The sequence below is a fragment of the Paenalicyclobacillus ferrooxydans genome (genome assembly GCF_001399675.1).
Lineage (GTDB): Bacteria > Bacillota > Bacilli > Alicyclobacillales > Alicyclobacillaceae > Alicyclobacillus_B > Alicyclobacillus_B ferrooxydans.
In genome coordinates, this window is sequence record NZ_LJCO01000044.1 from 17202 (window position 1) to 42841 (window position 25640).

The following is a 25640-nucleotide window of genomic DNA, read 5'->3' on the forward strand; positions in this document are numbered from 1 at the left end:
GTCCATTGTCACTCTACTACCACAACAGGGTGTTTGCAAGGTGGAAACGCTGGAACTGGCGTTGCGTTGACAGGTACAATTGGTACAGATGAGCTAGACTGGAGGACCATGATGGGCATACAGGAAGAACGACTGTACTACCACGACAGTTACGTGCGTGAATTCACAAGTATTGTCAACGAGGTGCGCCAAACGGACGCAGGGAATTGGGTTCGTCTTGCTGAGACTGCATTCTATCCAACCTCAGGCGGACAGCCTCATGATGTCGGCTATCTGAATGGAATACGGGTTACAGACGTCGAGGCAGAAGATGACGGTGTGTGGCATAAAGTGGACAAGCCTATTTCTGTGGGTCAAGAGGTCACAGGCCGGATCGACAATGAAAGGCGCTTTGACTTTATGCAGCAACACTCGGGTCAACATGTCCTGTCTGCTTGTTTTGAGCAATTGCTCCATGCGGATACCGTCAGTTTTCACATGGGTGATGCCATCTCGACAATCGACATCGACGTGCCGCAGATTTCCGATGACGATCTCGCTTCGATGGAGCGCGCGGCGAATGAGTGGATTTGGCGGGATGTCCCGGTTCAGGCTCGATTTGTGACCGCGGAGGAGTTGGCTGGGCTCGACCTCAGAAAGCCGCCGAAAGTTGATGAGGATGTTCGGATTGTAACCATCGTCGGACTCGAGCATAACCCGTGCGGTGGGACACATGTTTCGTCTACCGGGCAAATCGGTCAGATCCTCATCACGAAGACTGAGCGTATGCGCGGCGGTGTTCGGATCAATTTCGTATGCGGTACACGAGCCCTGGCGTACAGTCGGCAGTTGGCCGAAACGTTCCGTACACTTGGAAGTCGTCTGTCTGTTGGTTTGCCAGACATGGTGTCTGCGGTTGACATGCTGCAGGGCCAGGTTCGCGATGGGGCCAGGCAACTGCAGGACCTGAAACAGCAAACCGCATCCTTAATGGCGAAGGATCTCGTTTTGCAAGCCAAGGCCGGATACGGGGACATGCATGCTCTGGCAGCTGACATTGGGGATGGTTATGGAATGAACGAGCTAAAGCCGATGATGAGCGCAGTCACGGCGTTGCTGGAAGAGTCCGGACAGGTTCCATACATCGCAGCTTTGACAGGAACCAGCGCAGGACGACACTTCGTGCTTGCCACGGTGAGTGAAGAGTCGTCGCTGCAGGCGAACAAGATTGTCACTGAGGCGCTCGGCGTGGTCGGGGGCAAAGGTGGTGGCAATGCCAAGATGGCGCAGGGCTCCGCGCCAGTTACGGAAGGCGGGATTCCCTTGGTCGAGGTGCTGCAAAACGTCATGATAAGCCTGGCCCGCCCCTGAGGCTTGCCACCTCGGTTTCGTCAGGCGTACCGCGGCAGTTGAACAGGCGCACAACCCAGCTTTGGACTTTGGGCCGCATAAGTACGACCGGCCCTCAGCTCCGCGGCGGGAGCGGTCCGAGGTACTGGTAGAGGTTGGTCTGAATACGCCCGTTATACAGCTTCCGCTTCTTGTCCGCTTTCTGGCGAAACAGTTTCTCGAACTGCGGGTGTGAGGTGATGACAAACCAGCTCCACGTGTCGAGGCCCGCTTTCACTTTGCCCATGCTGCGATACAGTGCCTCTACTTCGTCGGCTGATCCGATGCGTTCCCCATACGGCGGGTTGGTTACGATGCAACCATAGGGGAGAACCGGGTGGAACGTTGCGACGTCTGCGACGGAAAATGTGATGTCGTCAAGAACACCGGCTCGCTCAGCGTTCTCTGTCGCGAGTTCAACCACATTCGCATCAATGTCAGAAGCGTAGATGGGCTGTTGAATCTCTTTTACGCGCGTCCTGGCATGTGCTCTTGCATCCGCCCACGTGCGCTCTGGAATCCATGGCCACTGTTCCGCCGCAAAGGACCGCATCAGGCCTGGTGCCATGTTCCGACCAATCAATGCTGCCTCAATCGCGATCGTGCCGGAGCCGCAAAGCGGATCGGCAAATGGGCGATGTGGCTGCCAACGACTGAGCAGTACAAGCGCGGCGGCAAGTGTCTCTTTAATAGGCGCGCGCGCGCCTGCTGGCCGATAGCCCCGCTTGTGCAGGCCGGCTCCTGAGGTGTCGATGGTGATGAGTGCGATGTCTGACTGCAACGACACCTCAATACTGAAGAGGGGACCGTCTTCGGGCAGATCCATGACACCATGTCCATCTCGAAGTGACTCTACAATCGCTTTTTTGACGATCCGTTGGCACGCAGGCACGCTGGACAGCTTTGACTTTACAGATCGGCCTTCAACGGGGAAGGCTGCGTCTGGCGGAAGGAGCTTCGACCATGGCAGGGCCTTGGTGCCTTCAAACAACTCGTCAAACGTGTCTGCACGGAACTCGCCCATCTTAATGACCACACGGTCAGCAGTGCGCAACCAGAGATTGCTCTGGACGAGCAACAGCGCATCGCCTTCATATTCCACATAACCGTTGTGCGTGGTTAAAGTTTCCACGCCAAGGTCCGTTAGTTCGCGTTTGACCACCGCCTCAAGCCCAAATGGGGTGGTGGCTATCAATTTTAGTGATTCCATATCGTGAAAAAACTCCTGTCTGAGCCATTTGGTAAGCACGGCAATGCCAGTGGGTAGGCACTGTAATCATGTCGGTTGGCAAGCGCTGCTTAGTGGGTGAGCACCACGATGATAGATGCCAAAGAGAAACAGAGACTGACAATATACAAGAGCGTCACCGTTTGTACTTGTGAGAAACCAGCATGGAGCAAACGGTGGTGACTGTGCGATTGGTCAGCCTTGTATACAGGTTGCCCTTTCAGCAAGCGTCCAATCACGACGCGAATGGCATCGAAGATGGGAACTCCAAGTGCGAGGACTGGGACAATGATGGAGACAATCGTTGCAGACTTAAAAGCACCGATGGTTGCGACAGAGGCCAGAATGAAACCGATCATTGTGGAACCGGCGTCACCCATAATGATTTTTGCCGGGTAGAAGTTGTAACGAAGAAATCCTACGCATCCTCCCGCCAGTGCAGCTGCCCACATGGCGGACTGCATGTCCCCTGTTTTCCAAGCAAATACCACAAGTGTCAGGGCCGAAATTGTGCCAACCCCTGCGGCGAGTCCGTCTAAGCCGTCGAGGAAGTTAAACACGTTAATCACGCCGACAATCCACACAACAGTGAGCACCCAGGCGAGTTCGTGCGGGAGACTGATATAGTGGCCGCCGCCGAAAGGGACGGTCAGCGTGTGAACGGTGCCGCCTGTCCAGATGACAAGGATAGCAGCAACCGTTTGGGCAATGATGCGAATTCCAGCGGAGAAATCTTTGCGACGCGTTTTATAGAAATCATCCACCATTCCCACGCTGTACAAAACCAAGGTGCCTCCGAGTATGCCGTAATAGACGGACGGGATCGGGTGCCGAATCGCGGAGAAGATGGCAGAGCTGATCACGAAGCCCGCAAGGATGGCCATGCCGCCTAGCAGAGGGAGTGGTTCTTTGTGCACTTTCCGTGAATTCGGCAGGTCAACAAACTTCCACTTGATAGCCAGCCTGCGAATATACGGAACCAATATCACGGAGATTAGAAAAGCGACAATGCACGACAGCGCAATAAACATGTTGTACCCCTCTCAGAGCAAACGCTACCAGTTTTCGTGTTCATTGATTTGCTGGGTTTGGCCAGACGAAAAAGTCACGGTGAGCTGGAGCTGTTTGCGGGCATCGTCATAGTGTGATTCGGCAATCGGCTGTTGCTTGTGAGTCTGCGGGTTCACATACACGATGATTAGCACGGAACCGTGATCATACTCTGCGTAACGATGCGCCAAGTCTGTTGCGAAGGCCGCTCGCTGATTATCCGGAACACTTTTCGTGAGTGTCAGAATATAAGACATCGGATCGATCCCAGTCCCGGTATCGATTTCCGCCAGCTTACCAAGTTTGTGTGTCAACACATATTCATCGAAGGTTTGTTGATGATTAGCGGCGGCCGTACGGGCAGCCTGTCTCATATAGACATAGACGTAGCCGGTTGCTGCTACAATCAGAAGAGCCACAATGACGATATAGATCTGAGTACGTGTTGTTCGACGCTTCGGACTAACCTCTGTCATGGTATTTCCCCTTCACGTGTATCTAGCAACCGTCTCTGCGTCAAATCAGTTGACTCGTGCCCGATTATACTGCAATCTGCCTCATCCGACTACTCATTTGGTCGATTTTCCCTGCGGTGATATGCTAATTATGTACTTGATTGGACGGAGAGGATGGCTGGTATGTTTCAAAGACTTCGGGTGATATTGTTAATGCTTGTGACCGTCTTCATCGGGTTTGGACTCATTATTCCGGTTGTCCCGCTGATGGTGACCAATGTCGGAGCACAGGCAATCCAACTTGGACTCTTGCTCGCTGTTTATTCAGCGGTTTCCTTTTTTATGTCTCCCTATTGGGGTCGCCTGTCTGACAGAATCGGACGACGACCGATTCTAATCATTGGTCTGTTTGGCTATGCACTGAGTTTCCTCGTCTTCGGATTCGCATCCCATCTGCTTTGGTTAATGTATCTCTCTCGGATCATCGGCGGTGGGTTCTCAGGTGCCGTTACGTCCACTGCAATGGCGTATATCGCGGATGTTACTGACGTGGAGAACCGGACTAAGGGCATGGCGTTTGCGGGCATGTCGATCGGTTTCGGCTTTATCATTGGTCCTGCTGTAGGGGGGCTGCTCGGCGGCGTGAACATCTCCCTGCCTTTTTTTGTCGCAGCTGCACTTGCCATTCTGAACGCACTGTGGGGCTTGTTTGCGCTCGATGAATCTCTGAGTCCGCAAGTTCGACAAGCCAGGCACGACCACTCACGTGAACAGAAACTATCACGGTGGGCTGCATTTCAGGGCTCCCTCAAGTACATGTATCTGGTTGACTTTGTTTCGCAGTTCACCATCTCGGCGCTGGAAGGTTGTTTGCAGTTATTTGAAATGTGGAAGATTCACGCGACTGCAGAGCAAATTGGCTGGATGTTTTTTATCTCAGGTGTTGTTGGGGCGTTGATTCAAGGCGGGATCGTCAGACGCTATGTGACCCATGGGCGGGAGGTCCCTACCTTATACATTGGTCTGTTTGTATCTGCAGTTGGACTGGTCCTGCTGATTTTTTCGAAGAACTTTGCAACGGCAGCCATTTATATGACCGTGTTTGGTGCTGGAAACACAGTCCTCAAGCCGACACTCACTTCCTTAGTGACCAAGGAGACGAAAGTGGGGCAAGGGTTGGCCAACGGACTCTTGTCATCAATGGATAGTCTTGCACGAATGGTGGGGCCAGTGCTCGCGACTCTGGTTTACGAAGTTCACGTCAACCTCCCGTTTCTACTTGCCGCTGCTGTGGCCATTCTCGCGATGGGACTCGTCGCCTCTTACCAAGTTTCGAAGCGGCACGAAACAATTGTGAAAATTGCTTCGTAGAGGCTGGTATTGTGGTGGATTCCCTTGACGCGCTTCTGATTAGTTGTGGTAAACTGTACCCGTATCTTTGCAGGTTTTTTCGTGTGCTAGAGGTCTTCACCAAGGTCGACATCAGAGCCAAAATGGCGAGCTAGAATACATCCGGTAGACAGCAGATCAACCAGTCCGGAAACTCTCGTTCGCCAGCGGGTGCTCGGCGCTTTTTTGTTTCTGAAAGTGTCTGAATGCACTGAGAGTTCGGACTTGGGTGTTGTTCTCGGGAACGGAAATACCTGCCGAGGAGGGGGAAGATTGGGAGGCTCTACGTGGTTGCCGGCAGCACTGACGCACATGTCCCAGAGTGTAGATGGATTATTCTACTGGGTTCTGGGAGTCATCACGTTTTTCTTCGTGCTTGTGGAAGTCTTGCTGGTCGGGTTTCTGGTTCGTTACCGTCGGACGAAGCAGAATCTCGTCGGAGCAGCGGTTCACGGAAACAACAAGTTAGAAATTCTGTGGACTCTGATTCCAGCACTTATTCTCGTGGCTATTGGTGTTTTTAGCGTGAAGTATGTTTATGCCGATCAGATTGCGCCGGCCAAGCCTGTGGTCATTCAAGTAATTGGGCACGAGTGGCAGTGGGAGTTCAAGTATCCGAACGGCGTCGATACTGTCAACGATCTGCGCGTCCCTGCAGGTCAGAATGTTCTGTTTGATATCACTTCTGCTGATGTCATCCATGGCTTTGACATTCCTGCCGTGCGCCTGCAGCAGGATGCAGTGCCAGGACGCCGTACCCAGTTTTGGGTGAACGTCGAGAGTCAGTTCGTCGGGCAGACGTTCGATGTCCCGTGCGATCAGTTCTGCGGACCGGGACACCCCACTATGGTTGCGAAGATGCAGGTTATGAGTCCCGCAGCTTACCAGAGTTGGCTCCAGACTGAGAAACAGCAACAGAACAGCACGTCATCAAACTCGTAAGTTCTCTACCAAATCTACCGAGCATATGAGGTGGTGTAAGAGATGGAGGCAGCGCTGAAGCCGCCACGCCGGTCTTTCGTCAGAGAATGGATCCTTACGGTTGACCACAAGAAAATCGGCATTATGTATGGCGTCACGGCCCTCTTTTTCTTTCTCTTAGGCGGTCTCTTCGCGCTCTTGGTCCGGACCGACCTGCTCAGTTACAAGGGATTGTTTACAGCTCAGAGCTACAACGAATTTTTTACGATGCATGCCACAATCATGATTTTTGCGGTCATTATTCCACTGTTGACCGGTGCCTTCGGAAACTACCTGGTCCCGTTGCACATTGGCGCGCGCGACATGGCGTTTCCGCGCATGAATGCACTGAGTTACTGGCTGTACCTTGTATCCGGTATCATTTTACTGCTCAGCATGGTGTTTGGTATGCCGGATGCCGGCTGGACATCGTACCCTCCGTACAGTGTACAGTCGCACGGCCCAGGCATTGACCTCTGGGTGATGGCAATTCATCTCTCAGGACTATCGTCTATCCTCGGTGCCATCAACTTTATTGTTACCATTCACAAAATGCGTGCACCTGGGATGACCTATACGCGGATGTCGCTCTTCACATGGAGCATGCTCGTTACTGCGTATATGCAGTTGTTCGGCACTCCCGCGCTGGCAGGGGCTATCACGACGCTGATTTCGGATCGACATTTTGGTACAGTGTTTTATAATAGCGCCCAGGGCGGCGATCCGATGCTGTACCAGCACCTATTCTGGTTTTACTCACACCCTGCGGTCTACATTATGATTCTGCCAGGGTTTGGCATCATCTCTGAAGTACTGCCCGTGTTTGCGAGGAAACCTATCTTCGGTTATCACGCCATCGCGTATTCGAGTGTCGCGATTGGGTTCCTCGGCTTTTTTGTTTGGGCTCACCACATGTTTGTCGCAGGCATGGCCATGTCAACGGGAATTCCGTTCATGATCTCGTCTATGATCATTGCGGTGCCAACTTCAGTGAAGATATTTAACTGGCTGGCGACCTTATGGAGTGGTTCCGTTGAGTACACGGTGCCGATGATGTTTGCATCGCTCGGCTTCATCGGATCGTTCATTATTGGCGGGTTTAGCGGGGTGATTGTTGCAGCCGTGCCGCTGGATATGAACCTGCATGATACGTACTTCATTGTTGCGCACATCCATTACGTACTGTTTGGCGGCAGCGTCATGACCATCATGGCTGGTTTGCATTTCTGGTTTCCGAAGGTTACAGGACGGATGTATAATACGAAATTGGGCTATCTGTCATTCTGGCTGTATTTTATCGGCACTCAGGTTGCATTTTTTCCCATGCACTTCCTGGGACTGGCAGGTATGCCGCGTCGCATCGCGTCTTACAACCCGATATTTCAATTCTGGAACGATGTATCCACAATCGGTGCTTATATGCTCGGGCTCGGTACGTTGGTGATTGTATCGAATCTGCTGTACTCTGCGAAGCGCGGCCGCAAGGTTGCTGCAAATCCGTGGGGAGCGCAAACGTTGGAGTGGACCATCTCCTCTCCTCCGCCGGAGCACAACTTTGACGATCTGCCGGTTGTATCTTCCAACCCTTATCAGCCGTATCCGGAACCCAACGCAAACCCGAATCCCACACCGAGTCCGACTCCGGCTCCCGTCTAAGATTGTTGAGATTTCGATGGTTGCCGAGTGGTTGGAGAACACAACATCCATTCGGACGAACGAGTGAGTGAATGAATGTGAGTGAACGGAACACGGGTGAGAGAGTGAGTGACGGAAAACGGGTGATAGGATAGCATGACCTTATCTTGGTCATGTTATATTTGGTAAATTATCTCGCATAGGTTTTGGCTTCAGCTCTGGTTCACCCGGTTTTACCGTTTAAACTCGCAGTTCAAGAGCAATACGGTTTGCCAAAGTCCCAGAGTTCAGATTGAAAGGGGTGTCTCAGGATGGCAATGAAAGGTGCCGCATTAGAATCCGTCCCGGGTGGGGCGGACGAACAATCTACGAACCCGTCGCGTGGATCAATCCGCGACTATATCTCCGTGCTGAAGCTTGGCATAACGGTTGCCAACGTGATGGCCACAATCTCAGGACTCTGGGTTGGCAGCCACGGTCATCCGGATGTCTTGACGCTGATCTTCACCGTCATCGGCACGGCAATGGTAGTAGCCGGTGGGGCTGCACTCAATAACTATGTCGATCGCGATATTGATCACCGCATGACCCGCACGCAACAGCGAGCCACAGTATCTGGAAAAGTCAACCCAACCATTGTATTTTGGATGGGACTGACACTCGGTATTGTGGGCACTGCGTTAATCGCCGTGTTGGTCAACGTTGTTGCCGCAGCTTGTGCGTTCGGTGGTTTGATTGTGTATTCCTATATCTATACCGTCTGGCTGAAGCGTACAACGACGCTGAGCACGGTGCTTGGAGGGGTGGCAGGTGCCCTGCCGCCCCTGATTGGGTTCGCCGCAGGAAGCCACGGCAGTCTTGGCATTGGTGCATGGGTCCTGTTCTTCATCTTTTTCCTCTGGCAGCCGCCGCATTTCTTGCCGCTGGCCATGAAGCGGACAGAAGAGTATCGGGCTGCGGGTATTCCAATGCTTCCGGTCGTGCGCGGGTTTGCTCAAACAAAACAGCAGATCCTCCTCTATACAGCAGCCATGTTCCCTGTGTCACTGCTGCTGTACGGCCTTGGTTACGAGGGGATTATTTATCTCGTTGCTGCCACTGTACTCGGGCTCATTTTCCTTGGTCGCGCGGTACAAGGTCTGTTTGTGAAAGATGACTTGGCTTGGTCAAAGAAGATGTTCGGGTTTTCGCTGTTGTACCTGACCGCGATGTGTATCGTCATGATTATCAGTGCGGTCTGATTACGGCCGTCACGAGTTGGCGGCGGTGGAGGAGGTCAACGCATGTCTGCACACCCGTCACCACCCGGTGCACATATTAACCATCATGAAAATATCGACTCGCAGGGCAATGCAAACCTGGCAGTCTGGGCAGGACTTGTTGCTCTGACGTTTATGACGGCGACATTTGTGGCTTCGAACGTGTACCTTCGGGGATGGAGTCCCACGAAGTTCGTTCTCAAATCAACCATTTTAAAAGACCTGCCGTACTACTCCGTGCTTCTGTCGGTTATTTCCGCGGTACTGCTTGTCGGGGCAGCCACCTTTTTCGTGAAGGACCGTTGGGGTGCGTTTAACGGAACGCTGGGCCTGGCGACGCTTTTCTACATTGGACTGGCAGCGGTTCAGTTCCAGATGATGCTGCGTTTTGGTCACGCAAGTCCTCAATCGGCAACGATTTACGCCCCGACAGCGATAGTACAGTTCTTGTTGACCGTGGTCGGAGTTATCTTGTTGGCCGTCGCGGGATGGTATTCAGGGTTCGCCAGTAAAGCTAAGATCAACGCGTTTTTTCCAGTCGCCATGAACGTCTGGTTATACACAGCAGCGTCTGGCATTGTGATATTGCTGCTTGAAGACGTCTTAACAGTCGGTCAGTTTGCCGCCTGGTGCGGACAGCACTTGACCTGATGGAAGCGTTGGTCAGCGCAGAGTTTGTTGCTGGCCGAGGGTTGACATTGGGGCGAAAGGAGAGCGAGGATGCAGTTCATCATGTTCGCGTTCGGGGTGTTTGTCTTTGCGGGTTTGACCCTGCTCATCTTAAAGTACACAACTTATCTTTCCAACACGAAAAAGCGTTCGATGAAGTGATTTTGATGAAGTGATTTTGATGAAGTGATTTTGATGAAGTGATTTTGATGAAGTGATTTTGAGGGTATAGGAGGAGGCTCCTATACCCCTATTTTTGCAATAGTCTTTTTGGATTACAATTTCACGCGCAATGTGTCTTGTCGCATGAAATTGGGCACGTTATGATTGGATGAAAAGACAATTTCAGGCTGAGAGGAGGGGCTTCCATGATAGGTCTTCCTGCAATACTGGTATTCATTTTAACTTTGTATTTTGCCATCTTGGTACTTCGTCAGTTTCGCCGAAATCATCGGTTAAGTCACGGTTTGTGGACGGTATCGCTGTTTATGTCTGCGCTTGGGTCGCTGGCTTACGCACTTGCAGTGTGGGTGCATCCAGGGCGCGGGGTTTGGTTTGTCATCTACTACCTCTTTGGGGCACTGTGGATGGCAGCCGTGATGGGACTTGGCAGCCTGGCTCTGGTGTTTTCGAAGAAAGTTGTCTGGTCCGTCGTCATAGTGGTTGCGATTGTTGGACTCGTTGCCAGCATCGGGATCATCGTGGCACCGCTCAACGCATCTGCACTAGCTCACTTGGATGGCGGCGCTGGCACTGGCGTGATCGTGAATCGAGCGCTGTGGCTCGTTCCGCTCATCATCCTCAACACATTCGGTGCACTGGCAGTCGTCGGCGTGGGATTCATGTCAGCGTGGAAAGTATTGCGTCATAAGGCACCGAAGAAGTTTTTCCTGGGCAATTTGTGGCTGTCGATTGGGGTTCTGGTCATCGCAGGGGCAGGCAGCGGTGCGAGACTCGGGTGGCCGGGGTCGTTCTGGGTTGTGATGTTAATCGGCTGGGCGATTGCTTTTGCGGGGTTCCACCTGCTCTCGTCTCCTCGCGTCGTGGCACCACTTGAACAACGCGTACCCGCGTCGGTGTAGCAACAGTTTTTCAATCCCGCTGTAATCCCGATTCAGGACATCAAAAAGACTGCCCGGCGTGCGAAGGCACACTTCGGGCAGTCTTTTTGTTACTTATTGCGGTTTCTGGTCCACTTTCGGTTGCCGTTCGTGGTCCCTGGAAAGGTGTCACCTTTGCGCAACCGGAGCTTCTTTGGATGGCTAAGGTTGTTGCTGTCCGGGTGTTCACCAATCTCGACGTATTCACCGTCATTTGGTACTTTCCAACCCGGCTCAAACTGGTTGTGCTGTCCCATGAGCATCACCCCCGCACGGCTAGTATCACATGCGGTGCAGGGGTCTATGCGTCACAATGGGATGCAGAACATGTTGCCAGGTTCGGAGGTACACGCCTGCTTTAGCACGTTTGCTCAGCCGGCTTACGTTGATTACGCGAGTGTAACGTCTTTGCAGAGATATACGTCCTGGATGGCGTTTAGGAGCTTCGCACCTTCGTCCATCGGACGCTGGAAGGCTTTGCGGCCTGAGATGAGGCCCATACCGCCTGCACGCTTGTTGATCACGGCTGTCTTGACAGCATCAGCGAAGTCATTCGCCCCGGATGCACCGCCCGAGCTGATGAGACCGATTCGGCCCATATAGCAGTTCGCAACCTGGTAACGTGCGAGGTCAATCGGGTGCTCAGTGGTCAGTTCTGTGTAGATGCGGTTGTCCGTCTTACCGTAGCTGCTGCCTTCCATGTTGAGGGCCTTGTAGCCGCCGTTCGTATCGGGCAGCTTTTGTTTGATGATGTCTGCTTCAATGGTAACGCCAATGTGATTCGCCTGACCCGTGAGGTCAGCTGCGGTGTGGTAGTCGATGCCGCCGACTTTAAAGTCTGGGTTGCGCAGGTAGCACCAAAGTACCGTGAACATTCCGAGCTCATGTGCTTGCTGGAATGCCTGACTGACTTCCTGAATCTGCCTGGTCGACTGGTCAGACCCAAAGTAAATGGTCGCTCCTACACCAGCTGCGCCCATCTCCCATGCTTCACGCACACTCCCGAACATAATCTGGTCAAACTGGTTCGGGTAGGTCAGCAGTTCGTTGTGGTTGATTTTTACAATAAACGGAATCTTGTGGGCGTATTTGCGTGACGTTAAAGCGAGTGCTCCGAATGTTGAAGCGACGGCATTACATCCGCCTTCGATGGCGAGCTTGACGATGTTCTCCGGATCAAAATAGGCCGGGTTTTTTGCGAATGACGCCCCAGCCGCATGTTCAATGCCTTGGTCGACTGGAAGAATCGATACATAACCGGTTCCGCCGAGACGCCCGTGGTCGAGCATCGATTGCATGCTGCGCAAAACCTGGTTGTTTCTGTCAGTGTGTGCGAAAACTTCACTGACCGTGTCCGAGGAAGGGCTGGTCAGCGCGGCCTTCGGAATGGTTGTGGAAGTATGCTCGAGGTAGTAAGATGCTTCGTCGCCAAGGTATTTCTGGATTTGTTCAATCATGGTTTACACTCCCGTCTTAATCCTAATGGTATGTCGAAGCATACCAACTTGTATGAACCGTGATCCGAAACGCAAAACGGCGCAGACACGCGAATCCGTACAAGTAATCGACACTAGAGTATCAAATCCAACCCCAAATGGGAAACAGTTTTGAGGTATAATGGGCCAAGAAGACTATGCCTTATCTAAGGAGAAGGTTACCGATGTTTCATCGAAAAGATACACGGAAAGTTCACGTGGGTCCGCTCACGATTGGCGGGTCCGATCAAGTTGTGATTCAAAGCATGACCACGACCAAAACTGCAGATGTCAAAAGTACCGTAAACGAAATTCACCGCCTCGAGGACGCAGGCTGTGAGATTGTTCGCGTGACGGTCAATACCCGCGAAGCTGCAGAAGCCGTCAAGGAAATTAAACGACAAATTCACATTCCGCTCGTGGCAGATATACATTTTGACTATCGTCTGGCCCTCGCCGCCATCGAGAACGGTGTCGACAAGGTTCGGATTAACCCTGGCAATATCGGTCAGCGCGATCGCGTTGAGGCTGTTGTCAATGCCTGCAAAGAGCGGGGCATTCCGATTCGTATTGGTGTCAATGCAGGCAGTCTGGAACGACACATTCTGGAGAAGCACGGATACCCGACGGCAGAGGGCATGCTCGAGAGTGCGCTCCACCATATTAAGATTCTGGAGGATCTCGATTTTCATGACATCATTGTGTCCATGAAGGCCTCCGACCTGCCGCTTGCCATTGAGGCGTACCGCCTTGCCGCGGAGTCGTTCAACTATCCCCTCCACCTTGGTATCACGGAGTCGGGCACACTGTTCAGCGGCACCATCAAGAGCTCGGCAGGGCTTGGCACCTTGCTGTCGATGGGGATCGGAAACACGATGCGCGTTTCACTCAGTGCCGATCCGGTCGAAGAGATTCGCGTGGCGCGCGAGCTCTTGAAAGACTTCCACTTGATTTCGAACGCCGCTACCCTCGTGTCCTGTCCGACGTGCGGTCGGATCGACATCGATCTCATCTCTGTAGCGAATGAGGTCGAAGCGTACCTGGAGGGTATTAAGGCACCGATCAAAGTTTCGGTGCTCGGGTGTGCGGTGAACGGGCCTGGTGAAGCGCGGGAGGCGGATATCGGGATCGCAGGGGCAAGAGGAGAAGGTCTCCTGTTCCGCAAAGGCGAGGTTGTCCGCAAAATCCCGGAGGCGGAACTGGTGTCCGAGTTGAAGAAGGAAATCGACGTGCTCGCGAAGCGCTATGCAGAGACCGGGAGTCTGGAATGAGCAACGTGAATCGGGAGACCGGATCGCCACAGGTTGACGGGATAGAGGCAGGCAGACCGCCCCAGGTCGCTGCGCTCGGGCAGGTGGGCCCGCTGCAGCTGGCTGGGAAGCTCCTCTCCATTCAAGTCGGGCTTCCTGCAGAGAAGGTGTACGCCCGTCCAACCGACGACCATGAGGCTGTGTGGGTCTCGGGAATTGACAAGCGACGAGTCGATGGACCGGTTGAGCTGGGGCTGACGAATCTGGCAGGAGACGGCCAGGCCGATTTAAAGCACCACGGCGGACCGCACCGCGCAGTACTGCTTTACAGCGCTGCACATTATGATGAGTGGCCGGATGTACTCGGTGTACCTCGGTTCGAATGCGGGGCATTCGGCGAGAACTTTACGGTCTCAGGATTTTCCGAGGAAACGAGCTGTATCGGAGACATCCTTCAAATCGGGGAAGTCGTGGTCCAGGTCTCGCAACCGCGTGGGCCGTGTTGGAAGCTCGGACGCAAGCACCACTTGCCGTTGTTGCCGGTTGAGGTGGAACGCCGCGGATGGACCGGGTGGTATGTCCGGGTGCTCCAAACAGGCACCGTGGAACCCTGCCAACAGATAACGCTGGTGGAACGTCTGCATCCGCAGTGGACCATTACGGAAACGCATCGGATCATGAGGGAACGTCGAACGGCGCGGGAAGAGGCACTCACGCTTGCGGCTTGTCCTGAGTTGTCGTCCGATTGGCAACGAACGCTTCGGGAGCTCGACTAACGCGCGAAGCGGACCAGGCAGAGATGGCTCGACTGAAATCATCATATGAAATGGCCTGTGCACACGCAGAATTTGTGCCAGGCCATTTTTTCGTAGTGGCAACGAGACTGACATGGCCATTGACGCGTGGCTGAGCAGCATATAAAATAACCTCATGCTTTATCACGTTAGCATACTAAAGCGATGCGGCCGTTCCTTTGCATTTTGGAATATGGTGGATAAAACCTGTTAAAATGGAGTAATGATCGTATTTCGAGTTTCCGAGCCTGCGGGCGAAAGCGGACTTTAAACGTCAGTCAGGCTTTCATTTAATCAGGTTTTCATTTAAATGGAATCGTGGAAGTGGTGAGAAAATGAGCATTGATGTCGTGCGAAAATGGGTGGACAGGCCGCTTGGAATGCAGGATCTTTTCCCGCAACAAGCAAAATTCCGGCGCAAAGTGGAGTCTGTGTTGCTGGAGGAATTCGACGAGCACGGATTCGAGATGGTTTCCTGCGGCGCCTTCGAATATGTGGACACACTCCTCAGAGGCAGGGCTGCAGCGGAAGCAGAAGCCTGGGTCAGGGTGTTTGACACCCTCGGTCGGACGGTTGCGCTGCGGCCCGAGATGACGCCTTCGATTGCCAGGATGGCAGCGCCCGTTTTGTCTGGTGGAAACAAAGAGATCAAGTGGTGTTACGCTGAACGCGTTTATCATCGCACGGACGATCCCGCTTCACTCTCCTGGGTCAGCGGTCGTGCCGCTGAGTCAACGCAAGTTGGGGTGGAGTGGATCGGGCCGTCAAGTCACGAGGTCGATGCAAAACTTTTGTTGATGTGTCAGTCGGGTCTGAAGCGTCTTGGATTAAAGGATTGGCAAATGGTCGTCAGTCACGCTGGCTTTGCTTCCGCGTTCTTATCTGCGAGCGGTATCGAGTCTGCTGTTGTAGACGATTTACTTGCTATGCTGGCTCGTGGCGATTACGTCGGATTCCGCCGGATTGTGGACGGACAAGAAGACACAGAACTGGCCAGCGGTGATGTGCTGTTATCGGTTTTGTCAAAGCTCGATCCGTTTTCGTCCTCTCGCCTCACGGATCTCATCCATGTTTCCTGGAAGGATGCATCACTCGGGAAACAGGTGGAGCATTACTGGGACAGTCTCGTTCAATTCGCAGCACAACTCAAGTCGATGGGGCTTGCCAATCAATTGACGTTTGACCTGACCCTGACGCGGGATATCAGTTATTACACTGGGATCGTCTTTGAAGTGTTTGCAAATGGCGTCGGTGCACCGGTTGCGCTTGGTGGGCGTTATGACGGGCTGCTTGCCTCGTTTGGTGCCCCAGCTCCCGCCGTCGGCTTTACTTACGAGGTCGAGCGGTTGATGGCTGCGCTCAGCGAGATCGAGTGGACGACACAGCCGACAAACGATGGGGAGACGGGGGCGAGTGAGTGATGTTGACGATTGCCTTGGCGAAGGGTCGGACAGCAGATGACGTGATGCCGCTTTGGACCAGTGCTCTGCTTCCCAAACCGGAAGGGATGGACGAGAGCAGGTCGCTCGTTTTTCATGCATCCACAGATGGACTTGCAGGCCATGCAGATGGGGTGACGGGCAAGTCAGCCGGTAATGCAGGCAACGCAGACGGGCGTTCAGGCTTTGGAGAATCAGAAGACGAGGCGTTTCGCTTTTTACTTGCGAAACCAGCGGATGTGCCAACCTATGTGTCGTTTGGTGTGGCAGACATCGGGATCGTCGGGAAAGACGTGGTCTTGGAATCTGGTCGCGAGGTCTATGAACTGCTTGACTTAAAGAAGGCAGAGTGCCGCCTCTGCGTGGCTGGTCGCCCAGAGCATCGCGGCAAGCCGGCACATCGGGTCGCAACCAAATACCCTCGTTTGGCAGACCAGTATTTTCGAAGCCGCGGGGAGGCAGTCGAGATTATCCCGCTTGGCGGATCGATAGAACTCGCAGCCGTGATTGGACTTGCTGATCGGATTTTCGATCTCGTTCAGACCGGCAGCACCTTAAAGGCAAATGGGCTCGTTATCTTCGACGAAGTGATGGATGTGTCGGCCAGATTGGTTGCGAACCGATCGAGTTACCGAACCAAACGCCGATTGATTGATGAGATCTCAGCTCGGCTTGGCGAGTCGATTACTGCGCAGGCAGGCGTTTAGATGGCAGGCGGTTCAGATACTGTGCATCGCTTGTTACACAGGTGTGTGCAAGAGGAAAACAATGGGGGCGAATGCAGTGAAACTTCGGCGCGAGAGTGCGGCGTTATTTCAGTGGCGGCGGACGAGTGACACGGACGAGGCTGCGATGAAGACAGTCAAGGAGATCATCGATACGGTAAAGGCAGAAGGAGACGACGCGCTGCGTCGCTGGACTGCAAAACTGGATTACCCGGGTGCTGAAGACGTGAATTTTCGGCTCCATGTGCCGCCAGCAGTGCTCGAAACAGCGTGGAATCAACTGGATGTTTCCCTGCAAGAGGCGTTGTCTGCAGCGGCCGATCGGATTCGCCGATTTCACGAGTCACAGTTGCAAGGGGCAGTTGAAATCAGTGACGGAGATGGTGCAGTCGTTGGGATGGTCTGGCGTCCCATTGCGCGCGCTGGCGTGTACGCACCAGGCGGTCGTGCAGCATACCCGTCGACCGTGTTGATGAACGTCATTCCGGCACAGGTGGCGGGGGTCGGTGAGATTGTGCTCGTGTCCCCGCCGCAACGGGAGACAGGACTGCCGCACCCGCTCGTGATGGCGGCGGCGCATCATCTCGGCGTACATGAGGTGTACTGTGTGGGCGGTGCTCAGGCGATTGCGGCCTTGGCTTACGGCACCCAGTCTGTGCCGCGTGTGGACAAGCTGGCCGGGCCGGGAAACCTTTATGTGGCCCTTGCGAAGCGGGCTGTCATGGGAGACGTCGGGGTCGACAGCATCGCCGGTCCGTCTGAGGTGTTTATTGTCGCCGATGAAACGGCGAACCCTGCCTACATTGCGGCGGATATGCTCGCTCAAGCCGAGCACGATCCGGAGGCTGGCGCAGTTTGCGTCACCACAGCCTCCGGACTCGCAGATGCCATTGAAGCAGAGCTCGAGCGGCAATTGGCGGAGCTGCCACGCAAAGAGATCGCGCAAACAGCACTTGAGAACTGGGGGGCCATCGTCACGGCAGGCTCCATTGGCGAGGCGATTGCCGTGGTTAACGAGAGTGCGCCGGAGCATGTTGAACTCTTGATTCACGACGCAGATCAGTATCTCGGGGACGTCCAGCAAGCGGGGGCCGTCTTTCTCGGTGCCTTTACGCCTGAGCCTGTCGGGGATTACTATGCGGGTTCAAACCACGTCCTGCCGACGCATGGCACAGCACGCTTCACGTCGGGTCTCGGCGTTGCGGACTTTCAGCGCCGCATGACTTACGTGACCTACCAGCAGCGGACGCTTGAGGCACACGCAGCGCACATCATGGCGCTTGCAGCGGCAGAGGGGCTTGACGCTCACGCAAGGTCCATCGCGGTCCGATTGACCGACGCAAACACACCTGGGAAGGGAGAGCGCTGAGTATGCCGGATGGAAAGAGTGAAAACGAACGACTGAACCTGACCACCGACGCGAGTTCGAAACCTACCGGTTCGAACGGCTCTGCCCCAAACACTGTGACGGTCCGCCGCGTGACCGGTGAGACGAACGTGGAACTGTCTTTGTCGCTGTACGGAACAGGCCGGGCTGATCTCGATTTCCCCGTTCCTTTTCTCCGCCACATGCTGCATCTGTTTGCGGTGCACGGACGATTTGATCTGACGGTGCACGCGACTGGGGATGTCGATGTGGACGATCATCACCTCGTTGAGGACATTGGCTTGTCTCTCGGACGGGCCATTCACCAGGCACTCGGGGACAAGCGTGGTATCCGCCGATACGGCGAGCGTCACACGCCGATGGATGAGACTTTGGCACGGGCGGTCATCGACCTGTCAGGAAGGCCTGCATTTGTGATGGTGGCTGACATTCCGGATCAGCGGATCGGCACCTTTCCAACGGAACTGACTCGAGAGTTCTTCAAGTCCGTTGCCAATGAGGCGCGGATGGCGCTTCACCTCGCCGTCTTATACGGCGAAAACAGCCACCATATGGTAGAGGGATTGTTCAAGGCCATGGGTGCTGCACTGGCCATGGCTGTCGAGGTCATCGGCGATAGGGTGCCAAGCAGCAAGGGGGTATTGGAATGATCGTGCTCCTTGACATGGGGATTGGCAACTTGTCGAGTGTGCAAAGCGGGTTTGCTCGCTCCGCTGGGGCCGAGACCGTGATCGTCCAAAGCGGAGAGGCGTGGGACGAACTGATTGCCAGCGGCGCACAGGTCAGCGGACTGGTGCTGCCCGGTGTCGGTGCGTTTGGCGATGCGATGTTCCAACTTCGGTCCTCCGGGTTGCTGCGTGTGGTCCGGCAGATGGCTCGCGAAGGGAAGCCGCTGCTTGGTATCTGCCTTGGGATGCAGCTTCTTTTGTCTGTCAGTGAGGAGCACGGCAGCCACGTGGGCCTCGGCATCATTCCAGGTTCTGTAACTCGGTTCCCAAACTCTGTGAAGGTGCCGCACATGGGTTGGAACGACCTCGTGAAAGTGGTCGATCACCCGCTTCTCAACGGCATCACGCAGGGTGACTTTGTCTACTTCGTACACTCGTACAAAGCTAATCTGCAGAACGAGGCCGATCTCCTCGCTGCGGCGGACTACAACGGCATTGTGGTGCCGGCGGTGATTGGCAGAGGGCTCGTCCTTGGCACACAGTTTCATCCGGAGAAGAGCGGCCACGTGGGAGAGGCCATTCTACGCAACTTTGTCGAGATCTGCAGGCAGACGGCGAAAGCAGGTGCCCACGCATGAGTAGTCCATCGTTCACGCTGTATCCGGCGATTGATATCCTTGGCGGCGCGTGTGTACGGCTTTTCAAGGGAGACTATGACGCCTCGACCACGTATGAAGCAGACCCTCGTAAGGTGGCGGAGAGGTGGTTAGAGGCAGGCGGTCGGTTTTTACACGTCGTCGATCTCGATGCCGCCAAATCCGGCTCCCCCGTCAACCAGGGTGTGATCCGCGATATCGTTCAGTTGGCAGGCCAGGTTGGCGCATCTGTTCAGGTGGGCGGGGGTATCCGAGATGAAGCAGCGGTCGCAAAGTGGTTAGAAGTTGGTGTGTCGCGCTGCGTGCTTGGCACAGCCTCCCTCGACACGGAGCTCATGGAGCGACTTGTAAGACAGTTCGGCGGAGACAACCTGGTGGCCGGCCTCGATGGTCGTGATGGGAAGCTGGCGGTGCGCGGCTGGATCGAGCAGACTGAGGTTCGATTGGTCGACATTGCCGCACGCCTGTCTAACCTTGGCGTCGCTCATGCCCTCGTTACAGATGTACAGCGTGACGGCACGCTCGGCGGGCCCAATCTGGACCTGGCGAAAGAGGTGGCGGGCACCGGGATGGCTGCGATTGCATCCGGCGGTGTCCGCAACCTCGAAGACGTGTTGGCTGCACAGCAAGCGGGTCTGGCGGGGGCGATTGCAGGACGATCGCTTTACGACGGCACGCTGAATCTGGCTGCCGCGCTCAAGGCCCTGGGAGGGAATTTGGAATGCTGACCAAACGCATTGTCCCGTGTTTCGATGTGCTCGATGGGCGGGTCGTCAAACACGTTGGCTTCTTAGAGAATCGACGCGACGCGGGCGATCCGGTCGCACTCGCCAAACGCTACTCGGACGAAGGTGCGGATGAGCTGGTGCTGCTCGACATCTCCGCTTCGGAGGAAGGCCGGTTGGCGACCCACCGGGTCGTCGAAGAGGTGGCGCGTCAGGTCAACATCCCGCTGACCGTCGGTGGGGGTGTTTCAGGGATTGACGACGTGCGCGAACTGCTGCTTTCCGGTGCGGACAAGGTTTCGATGAACACGGGTGCCGTCCGAAACCCGCAGCTCATCAAGGAGGCCGCCCACCGCTTCGGTGAGCAGTGCGTGGTCGTCGCGATTGACGCGAACCTGAACCAGACGATGCGGACGTATGAGGTCATGATTCAGGGGGGCAAGATCGGCACAGGCATGGATGCGGTCACTTGGGCGAAAAAGGCGGTCGACCTCGGTGCAGGTGAGATTCTCCTGACCAGCTTTCGCCAGGACGGAACCCGTGAAGGCTTCGATATCCAGCTGACAAAGCTCATTGCGTCTGCCGTCAATGTGCCGGTTATCGCAAGCGGCGGCGCGGGCAAGAAGGAACACTTCGTCGATGTGTTTGTCGAAGGGCATGCGGATGCGGCCTTGGCTGCCAGCATCTTCCATTTTGACGAGACATCAATCCAGCAGGTGAAGAGCCACCTGCGGCAAAGGGGGGTGCCGGTAAGGTGGGAGAAGTGAACATCAACCGGATCGACCAAGTGGGGCAGGATGCAGCGGCGCTGGGGGCAACGGCGCAGGATGCAGCGGCGCAGGATGCCGTGACTTTGCAGCCCGTTGTGCTCGAGGCGGTGCGCTATGACATGCAGACTGGGCTTGTCCCTGTAGTGGTTCAGGATGTAGAGACAGGTCTCGTGCTGATGCAGGCGTATGCAAACCGTGAAGCCTTGAAACGCACGATAGGAACGGGGCAGGCTTGGTTTTGGAGCCGATCGCGCCAGGAGTACTGGCGTAAAGGCGCGACGAGCGGCAATGTGATGACCGTGAACGAAATCCGCCTCGACTGCGATGGGGACTCGGTACTCTATCTCGTCTCTCCAAAGGGGCCGGCCTGTCACACCGGTGCCACGACCTGCTATTTCCGAACTATTACACCGAAGGATCAGGCCGAAGGTATGCGTGTGCAGACGGCCTCTCCAGCAGAGGCTGGAATGGACACGACCAGAGACACCGGGAGTGCTCCGTCGTCGTCGACCGTAAGCGAGGCTGCGAGCGGTGGAGTCGGGGTTGCCAGCAGTGAGGATGCGACCGCAGATGCTGGATGCAGTGGTTCCGGTGGCGGCAACGACAGGGAGATATCGTCGACTGGGGAAGTGTCGATTTTGCAGACACTATGGACGGTTTTGGAGTCAAGATATCGTGATCGACCGCAGGGCTCTTACACGACATACCTCTTCGAACACGGAGTTGATAAGATCGCGAAGAAGGTTGGCGAAGAGGCCGTGGAGGTTGCCATCGCTGCAAAAAATGCGGTGGCTGTGTCACCGGTATCGCGGGAAGCGCAAGTCCCAGAAACTGCACACGTGTCTGCAGAAGCCAAGGCCCCCTGGTCCGCTGTGACTGACGGTAAATCTCCCTACACGGATCTGACTTCCGGTCAGAAGGAGTTGTCCTCCGAGAGCGCAGACCTGTTGTATCACTTGCTCGCATTGTGGAAGATGGCGGGGGTTACCCCAGACGACATCTACCGTGTTCTCAAGGAAAGGCACGGCTAGGAAGGGAATTCCATATCGACCCCGTCAGCACATAAAAAGATAGAAAGAAATAAGGATGGCGACCTCCGGTCGCCTTTCCACATTTTCCTTGGTATTCCGTGCCCTGTGTGCAGGGGCACCTGCCTGCCGGGTTCTTCAGGTGCGGAGTCCTCATGTGTGCCGAGTCCTTCGGTGTCGGCGCATAAGGGAAAATTTGTACTCTGATGCTGCATTTCTGATGTTCCCATCTAAAATGACGCACCAAATGTTCGTTGTTAGCCTAAAACGCGACAAATGAGGCTTGAAGAGCATCGATAAGGGAAAACTTGAGCGCTATCCGGAATGGTCCCATCTGATTTGAGCTGATAGGGGAAGTTTTGTACGTTCTATTGTGGGACAATCGCAACCAGTGTGCTGGGACGGCCCCGGCATCCCTCGGCGGTCCGAGCGCAGCGGAACTCAGTTCCGCTAGCGCAGCCGGGAGCCGTACTTGCCAGCCCCAGCCCCAGCCCCAGCCCGAGCCCGAGCCCGAGCCCGAGCCCGAGCCCGAGCCCGAGCCCGAGCCCGAGCCCGAGCCCGAGCCCGAGCCCGAGCCGAGCCGAGCCGAGCCGAGCCGAGCCGAGCCGAGCCGAGCCGAGCCGAGCCGAGCCGAGCCGAGCCGAGCCCGCTTCAAGCAGCCAATTAGAAGTAATATCGCTGCATTGCCTTCACGACGTCCTCAAGTCTATCGGATACCTGTGGAATCGAATATCCGATGTAGATGGGAGATGTAACAAAACGCGGTACGACTTTTATACGCTGCCGGGTCACCCGGCAGCGTATAAAAGAACAAATTATAGCTCCGGCACAAATGATGAAAGTGGTTGAGCGTATAGTGGGTGGCCGCCTGGATAAAATCGGCCATCGGTTCCAGGTCTTCGTCAGGGTTGTTGAAGAGTACGTTAAACTCAAAGAATCCGACTCGAGGTTGGGTCGACACATTCAACGTGGCACCGCCACGGGTTGCAACGGTCAGTCCGTCCGTGTAAGACGTATCGAGCATGTCGTGATAGTCCACGTCTTTCAATCCGACGATCTGCATATGTGGATGTCGCTGCGTGCCTCCTGAATACGGGCCGTGGTTCTTGAAAAACAGCACGGATGCGAAATCGCCAGATTCACGCAAGCGAGCCCAGTGTTTCAAACCAAAGCGCATCAGCCGATACAGGTGAGCTTTCGGATACTGTGAGAGCTCGCCTTCGCAATCATCTGTTTCGACAAGCACGGTTTGATATGCGTCCTCGAGAACCGGGTATTTGTTCATAATCAACAGAATAGGGCCGTCTTCGTCGAGGATATCCGTCAGTTGCGACCGGTCACAAAACGGACACTCGACGTGCCTGTTGACAATGTTCTCAGGCTTGTTGGCCCCAACATGAGAGATAAATCGGAGGTGGGTCTGGCTCAACCGTCTCACTCCTCGGTTAGAAATACCAGGGAACGATAGGCCGCTGCCTAGATTCGAGACAGGTCGCGGCAAGTCATGCTGGGTGCAGCCCAATCTGCCTGGTCGGCACAAATAGCAAACAGCAATCTGTTCTGTAACTCTTGCACTGCGTGTAAAATCAACTTGGACCACCATTTCATCAGTTGTCCCACAACAATAAGTTGAGTCCGCATGGTATACTGTACATTCTAAAGGGAACTCGTGAAAATGTCACAGCGTTGCGACAAAGGATACCGGAGGCTGAAGGATGCGTAAATGGAAGTTGATCGCGCTCGATCTCGATGGGACTACACTCACCAAGCAAGGCGTCATCACGGATGCTACGCGTTATTGGTTGGCACAGGCTAAGGCTGAAGGTGTACCCTTTACCTTTGCCACAGGCAGACATTGGAATGGCGCGGTTAAGGATCTCGTGAACGATCTCGGTATCGAGATACCCGTTGTAACATCCAATGGTGCTGAAGTTCATCTGGCAAATGGTGAGCTTGTGTCGCGACATTACCTCCCCGTTGATGAGGTGGAATTCCTGCTCCAACTCGCCCGTCAAACCAATACCCATTACTGGGGAGCGACCGTGGAGGGGCCCGTTCAGCAGGCGGAGATTCCAGAAGATGTCCGAGTTCACGAGTGGCTAAAATTCGGGTTTCATGCGAGTGAGATCGACGTGATCCAAGTACTCTGGGATGAATTATCCCGAAAAGGCGTGTACAGTTTGTCTAACTCCCATCCATTGAACATCGAGGTTAACGCGATCGGCGTCACGAAGGCGGCGGGCCTAGCAGACGTCTGCAAAATTTGTGGCGTAGACAGGTCTCAGCTCGTCGCCATGGGAGACAGTCTGAACGATGTGCCGATGTTGGAGTGGGCCGGACTCGGAATTGCCATGGGCAATGCACAGGAGTCCGTCAAGCTGGCTGCTGATTGGATATCACGCCGACATGATGAAGACGGTGTGGCCTACGCGATCGAGATGAAGGTTCTCGCCGACGCATAGCAGACTGTGCGGGCCGACACGGGCAGGCTCCACCGTGGCAACCAAGCGTCCCACGAACTCATACGCCAAGTGTCTCCCACATGGAACCACGGCGAACCGGGGTTCCATGTGCTGGACAAACCCAATCGAAGGTGAGTCGCCCGACTTCCCTCAGTGACTTCTGCAACTCTGTTTTATCCCAAGTCAGAAAGCCTGGTGCAGGCTGGAGTTGGCCCTTTCGTGTCATAACGAGATCGCCAGCGAGTAACACATCCCCATGACGCAAGCAGACGTGACCGGGTGTATGGCCTGGTGCTGGTATCACTTCGAGGTTCCCGATCTGCTTTCCCGCCTCATAAGGTTTCACGCCAGCCGGATGGTCTACTCGCATGATCCGCTGGAAAACATGACGGATGCCGGGACCGTTTTGTTCCCCGTGAATATACGGGATCTCGATTTCCGGTGCCCACACGGTTGCGTTTGAGTAGTAATCTTGGAGTGCCTTCGCGTTGCCAATATGGTCGAAGTCCTGATGCGTCAGAACGATATGTGCGAGGTCTGACTGATGGAGGCCCAGTTTTTCAAGCGCCGCGATGATCCGCTTTGAACGGCCACGCATTCCCGTATCCACCAGAACAGGCTCATCACCAAGGATAACGTAGACAAAACTTCCCTTGGTTTCGTTCTCAAGCAGGTGAATGTCTTTTGTGACTTCCACGTTAGATCACTCCTTCAAGTCAGAACCGTACAACTGATAACCGTACATCTTAGAACCGTGCTCACCGCGAACCGTGCTCACAGCGGCATACATAATCGTACCACCACTCGTTGCTTCGGAAAATGATATCAAGGTCATTTGGTATTCTTTGCACAAAGATTATGGCTGCGCCTGCTGGCTACCCTGGTTGACTGCTGGTTGACTGCTGGTTGACTGCTGGTTGACTACCCAGGTGACTAATGGTTGGTTGTCCCGGTTGACTGCTGGTTGAACGTGGTTACTTGCTGCGGTTATCTGCACTGGTTGGCTGCTTCGGCGTTTCAGACGTCGGCATACGGATCGCCCTCACTTGCGTGTGGGACAAGTTTTGGGAGGAGGAAGTCATGTGACACACAATTCGGACCAAGGCTCACCTGACCAAGGCTCACTGTTGGGAACTGGTCTGCAGTTC

At 54.8% G+C, this 25640-nt stretch carries 27 protein-coding genes; 19 read left to right on the plus strand and 8 right to left on the minus strand.

Going from position 1 to position 25640, the window contains the following annotated elements; translation table 11 throughout:
* Positions 1-111: 111 nt before the first annotated feature.
* Positions 112-1350, plus strand: a complete 1239-nt coding sequence (locus AN477_RS09970; protein ID WP_054969008.1) for an alanyl-tRNA editing protein — start codon at positions 112-114, stop codon at positions 1348-1350.
* Between the two features lie 94 nt (positions 1351-1444).
* On the opposite strand, the gene AN477_RS09975 is transcribed toward AN477_RS09970, so the two are convergent.
* From AN477_RS09975 to AN477_RS09985, 3 genes are all read right to left on the minus strand, one after another.
* Positions 1445-2578, minus strand: a complete 1134-nt coding sequence (locus AN477_RS09975; RefSeq protein ID WP_054969009.1) for a THUMP domain-containing class I SAM-dependent RNA methyltransferase — start codon at positions 2576-2578, stop codon at positions 1445-1447.
* Positions 2579-2667: 89 nt separating this feature from the next.
* Positions 2668-3627, minus strand: a complete 960-nt coding sequence (locus AN477_RS09980; RefSeq protein WP_054969010.1) for an MraY family glycosyltransferase — start codon at positions 3625-3627, stop codon at positions 2668-2670.
* A gap of 24 nt (positions 3628-3651) precedes the next feature.
* Entirely contained in the window at positions 3652-4122 is a 471-nt protein-coding gene (locus tag AN477_RS09985; RefSeq protein ID WP_054969011.1) for a hypothetical protein, read from the minus strand.
* A gap of 162 nt (positions 4123-4284) precedes the next feature.
* Here AN477_RS09985 and AN477_RS09990 point away from each other — a divergent pair, with 162 nt between their 5' ends.
* From AN477_RS09990 to AN477_RS10015, 7 genes are all read left to right on the plus strand, one after another.
* On the plus strand, positions 4285-5472 hold the full coding sequence (locus tag AN477_RS09990) for an MFS transporter (protein WP_054969012.1): 1188 nt from the start codon (positions 4285-4287) through the stop codon (positions 5470-5472).
* A 291-nt stretch (positions 5473-5763) separates the two neighbouring features.
* The gene (coxB, locus tag AN477_RS09995; RefSeq protein ID WP_054969013.1) at positions 5764-6432 is read left to right on the plus strand and encodes a cytochrome c oxidase subunit II; all 669 of its coding nucleotides are present in this window, start codon (positions 5764-5766) and stop codon (positions 6430-6432) included.
* A gap of 42 nt (positions 6433-6474) precedes the next feature.
* Positions 6475-8106, plus strand: coding sequence for a cytochrome c oxidase subunit I (ctaD, locus tag AN477_RS10000; RefSeq protein ID WP_054969014.1), 1632 nt, complete (start codon positions 6475-6477; stop codon positions 8104-8106).
* Between the two features lie 290 nt (positions 8107-8396).
* Positions 8397-9326, plus strand: coding sequence for a heme o synthase (gene cyoE / locus AN477_RS10005; protein WP_245631782.1), 930 nt, complete (start codon positions 8397-8399; stop codon positions 9324-9326).
* A 42-nt stretch (positions 9327-9368) separates the two neighbouring features.
* Positions 9369-9995, plus strand: a complete 627-nt coding sequence (locus tag AN477_RS10010) for a hypothetical protein (protein ID WP_054969015.1) — start codon at positions 9369-9371, stop codon at positions 9993-9995.
* Between the two features lie 69 nt (positions 9996-10064).
* On the plus strand, positions 10065-10175 hold the full coding sequence (locus AN477_RS25450) for a putative holin-like toxin (RefSeq protein WP_245631783.1): 111 nt from the start codon (positions 10065-10067) through the stop codon (positions 10173-10175).
* Positions 10176-10381: 206 nt separating this feature from the next.
* A complete protein-coding gene (locus tag AN477_RS10015) occupies positions 10382-11095 on the plus strand; it encodes a hypothetical protein (protein ID WP_054969016.1) in 714 nt (237 codons plus the stop codon).
* A gap of 89 nt (positions 11096-11184) precedes the next feature.
* Here the strand turns inward: AN477_RS10015 and AN477_RS10020 are convergent, their stop codons facing one another.
* Positions 11185-11370, minus strand: coding sequence for a YjzC family protein (locus AN477_RS10020; RefSeq protein ID WP_054969017.1), 186 nt, complete (start codon positions 11368-11370; stop codon positions 11185-11187).
* 132 nt (positions 11371-11502) lie between these two features.
* Complete coding sequence (locus tag AN477_RS10025; RefSeq protein WP_054969018.1) at positions 11503-12570, minus strand: class I fructose-bisphosphate aldolase; 1068 nt, start codon at positions 12568-12570, stop codon at positions 11503-11505.
* Between the two features lie 203 nt (positions 12571-12773).
* Here AN477_RS10025 and ispG point away from each other — a divergent pair, with 203 nt between their 5' ends.
* From ispG to hisI, 10 genes are all read left to right on the plus strand, one after another.
* The gene (ispG, locus tag AN477_RS10030; RefSeq protein WP_054969019.1) at positions 12774-13859 is read left to right on the plus strand and encodes a flavodoxin-dependent (E)-4-hydroxy-3-methylbut-2-enyl-diphosphate synthase; all 1086 of its coding nucleotides are present in this window, start codon (positions 12774-12776) and stop codon (positions 13857-13859) included.
* Positions 13856-14614, plus strand: coding sequence for an MOSC domain-containing protein (locus AN477_RS10035; protein WP_083486142.1), 759 nt, complete (start codon positions 13856-13858; stop codon positions 14612-14614). Before ispG ends, AN477_RS10035 begins: the two co-directional genes overlap by 4 nt.
* Positions 14615-14967: 353 nt before the next feature.
* Positions 14968-16053: an ATP phosphoribosyltransferase regulatory subunit gene (locus tag AN477_RS10040; RefSeq protein WP_054969020.1), complete on the plus strand. Its 1086-nt coding sequence runs from the start codon at positions 14968-14970 to the stop codon at positions 16051-16053.
* On the plus strand, positions 16053-16778 hold the full coding sequence (gene hisG / locus AN477_RS10045; RefSeq protein WP_054969039.1) for an ATP phosphoribosyltransferase: 726 nt from the start codon (positions 16053-16055) through the stop codon (positions 16776-16778). The genes AN477_RS10040 and hisG overlap by 1 nt, the downstream gene beginning before the upstream one ends.
* Positions 16779-16839: 61 nt before the next feature.
* The gene (hisD, locus tag AN477_RS10050; RefSeq protein WP_054969021.1) at positions 16840-18165 is read left to right on the plus strand and encodes a histidinol dehydrogenase; all 1326 of its coding nucleotides are present in this window, start codon (positions 16840-16842) and stop codon (positions 18163-18165) included.
* A gap of 2 nt (positions 18166-18167) precedes the next feature.
* On the plus strand, positions 18168-18833 hold the full coding sequence (hisB, locus tag AN477_RS10055) for an imidazoleglycerol-phosphate dehydratase HisB (protein WP_083486143.1): 666 nt from the start codon (positions 18168-18170) through the stop codon (positions 18831-18833).
* Positions 18830-19489 carry an imidazole glycerol phosphate synthase subunit HisH gene (gene hisH, locus AN477_RS10060; protein WP_054969022.1) on the plus strand — a complete coding sequence of 220 codons (660 nt, stop codon included), beginning with the start codon at positions 18830-18832 and terminating at the stop codon, positions 19487-19489. Before hisB ends, hisH begins: the two co-directional genes overlap by 4 nt.
* Complete coding sequence (gene hisA, locus AN477_RS10065) at positions 19486-20235, plus strand: 1-(5-phosphoribosyl)-5-[(5-phosphoribosylamino)methylideneamino]imidazole-4-carboxamide isomerase (RefSeq protein ID WP_054969023.1); 750 nt, start codon at positions 19486-19488, stop codon at positions 20233-20235. The genes hisH and hisA overlap by 4 nt, the downstream gene beginning before the upstream one ends.
* Positions 20229-20999 carry an imidazole glycerol phosphate synthase subunit HisF gene (hisF, locus tag AN477_RS10070; protein ID WP_054969024.1) on the plus strand — a complete coding sequence of 257 codons (771 nt, stop codon included), beginning with the start codon at positions 20229-20231 and terminating at the stop codon, positions 20997-20999. Before hisA ends, hisF begins: the two co-directional genes overlap by 7 nt.
* Positions 20987-22033 (plus strand): phosphoribosyl-AMP cyclohydrolase, encoded by a 1047-nt coding sequence (gene hisI, locus AN477_RS25670; RefSeq protein ID WP_054969025.1) that lies wholly within the window; start codon positions 20987-20989, stop codon positions 22031-22033. The genes hisF and hisI overlap by 13 nt, the downstream gene beginning before the upstream one ends.
* Positions 22034-22693: 660 nt before the next feature.
* Here hisI and AN477_RS25870 read toward each other — a convergent pair.
* Together AN477_RS25870 and AN477_RS10080 are read right to left on the minus strand one after the other, a co-directional pair.
* The gene (locus AN477_RS25870; protein WP_425388157.1) at positions 22694-22774 is read right to left on the minus strand and encodes a hypothetical protein; all 81 of its coding nucleotides are present in this window, start codon (positions 22772-22774) and stop codon (positions 22694-22696) included.
* On the minus strand, positions 22737-23459 hold the full coding sequence (locus AN477_RS10080; protein ID WP_425388155.1) for a DUF4931 domain-containing protein: 723 nt from the start codon (positions 23457-23459) through the stop codon (positions 22737-22739). Before AN477_RS10080 ends, AN477_RS25870 begins: the two co-directional genes overlap by 38 nt.
* A gap of 286 nt (positions 23460-23745) precedes the next feature.
* Between AN477_RS10080 and AN477_RS10085 the strand changes: the two genes are divergently transcribed.
* A complete protein-coding gene (locus tag AN477_RS10085; RefSeq protein ID WP_054969026.1) occupies positions 23746-24492 on the plus strand; it encodes a Cof-type HAD-IIB family hydrolase in 747 nt (248 codons plus the stop codon).
* Between the two features lie 58 nt (positions 24493-24550).
* Here the strand turns inward: AN477_RS10085 and AN477_RS10090 are convergent, their stop codons facing one another.
* A complete protein-coding gene (locus AN477_RS10090) occupies positions 24551-25189 on the minus strand; it encodes an MBL fold metallo-hydrolase (protein ID WP_054969027.1) in 639 nt (212 codons plus the stop codon).
* Between the last annotated feature and the right edge of the window lie 451 nt (positions 25190-25640).

Bases quoted from the DNA above. Each gene is read 5' to 3' on its own strand.
- AN477_RS09970 (WP_054969008.1), top strand. From the start codon at position 112: ATGGGCATACAGGAAGAACGACTGTACTACCACGACAGTTACGTGCGT.
- AN477_RS09975 (WP_054969009.1), bottom strand. From the start codon at position 2,578: ATGGAATCACTAAAATTGATAGCCACCACCCCATTTGGGCTTGAGGCG.
- AN477_RS09980 (WP_054969010.1), bottom strand. From the start codon at position 3,627: ATGTTTATTGCGCTGTCGTGCATTGTCGCTTTTCTAATCTCCGTGATA.
- AN477_RS09985 (WP_054969011.1), bottom strand. From the start codon at position 4,122: ATGACAGAGGTTAGTCCGAAGCGTCGAACAACACGTACTCAGATCTAT.
- AN477_RS09990 (WP_054969012.1), top strand. From the start codon at position 4,285: ATGTTTCAAAGACTTCGGGTGATATTGTTAATGCTTGTGACCGTCTTC.
- ctaD (WP_054969014.1), top strand. From the start codon at position 6,475: ATGGAGGCAGCGCTGAAGCCGCCACGCCGGTCTTTCGTCAGAGAATGG.
- cyoE (WP_245631782.1), top strand. From the start codon at position 8,397: ATGGCAATGAAAGGTGCCGCATTAGAATCCGTCCCGGGTGGGGCGGAC.
- AN477_RS10010 (WP_054969015.1), top strand. From the start codon at position 9,369: ATGTCTGCACACCCGTCACCACCCGGTGCACATATTAACCATCATGAA.
- AN477_RS25450 (WP_245631783.1), top strand. From the start codon at position 10,065: ATGCAGTTCATCATGTTCGCGTTCGGGGTGTTTGTCTTTGCGGGTTTG.
- AN477_RS10015 (WP_054969016.1), top strand. From the start codon at position 10,382: ATGATAGGTCTTCCTGCAATACTGGTATTCATTTTAACTTTGTATTTT.
- AN477_RS10020 (WP_054969017.1), bottom strand. From the start codon at position 11,370: ATGGGACAGCACAACCAGTTTGAGCCGGGTTGGAAAGTACCAAATGAC.
- AN477_RS10025 (WP_054969018.1), bottom strand. From the start codon at position 12,570: ATGATTGAACAAATCCAGAAATACCTTGGCGACGAAGCATCTTACTAC.
- ispG (WP_054969019.1), top strand. From the start codon at position 12,774: ATGTTTCATCGAAAAGATACACGGAAAGTTCACGTGGGTCCGCTCACG.
- AN477_RS10035 (WP_083486142.1), top strand. From the start codon at position 13,856: ATGAGCAACGTGAATCGGGAGACCGGATCGCCACAGGTTGACGGGATA.
- AN477_RS10040 (WP_054969020.1), top strand. From the start codon at position 14,968: ATGAGCATTGATGTCGTGCGAAAATGGGTGGACAGGCCGCTTGGAATG.
- hisG (WP_054969039.1), top strand. From the start codon at position 16,053: ATGTTGACGATTGCCTTGGCGAAGGGTCGGACAGCAGATGACGTGATG.
- hisD (WP_054969021.1), top strand. From the start codon at position 16,840: ATGGGGGCGAATGCAGTGAAACTTCGGCGCGAGAGTGCGGCGTTATTT.
- hisB (WP_083486143.1), top strand. From the start codon at position 18,168: ATGCCGGATGGAAAGAGTGAAAACGAACGACTGAACCTGACCACCGAC.
- hisH (WP_054969022.1), top strand. From the start codon at position 18,830: ATGATCGTGCTCCTTGACATGGGGATTGGCAACTTGTCGAGTGTGCAA.
- hisA (WP_054969023.1), top strand. From the start codon at position 19,486: ATGAGTAGTCCATCGTTCACGCTGTATCCGGCGATTGATATCCTTGGC.
- hisF (WP_054969024.1), top strand. From the start codon at position 20,229: ATGCTGACCAAACGCATTGTCCCGTGTTTCGATGTGCTCGATGGGCGG.
- AN477_RS10085 (WP_054969026.1), top strand. From the start codon at position 23,746: ATGCGTAAATGGAAGTTGATCGCGCTCGATCTCGATGGGACTACACTC.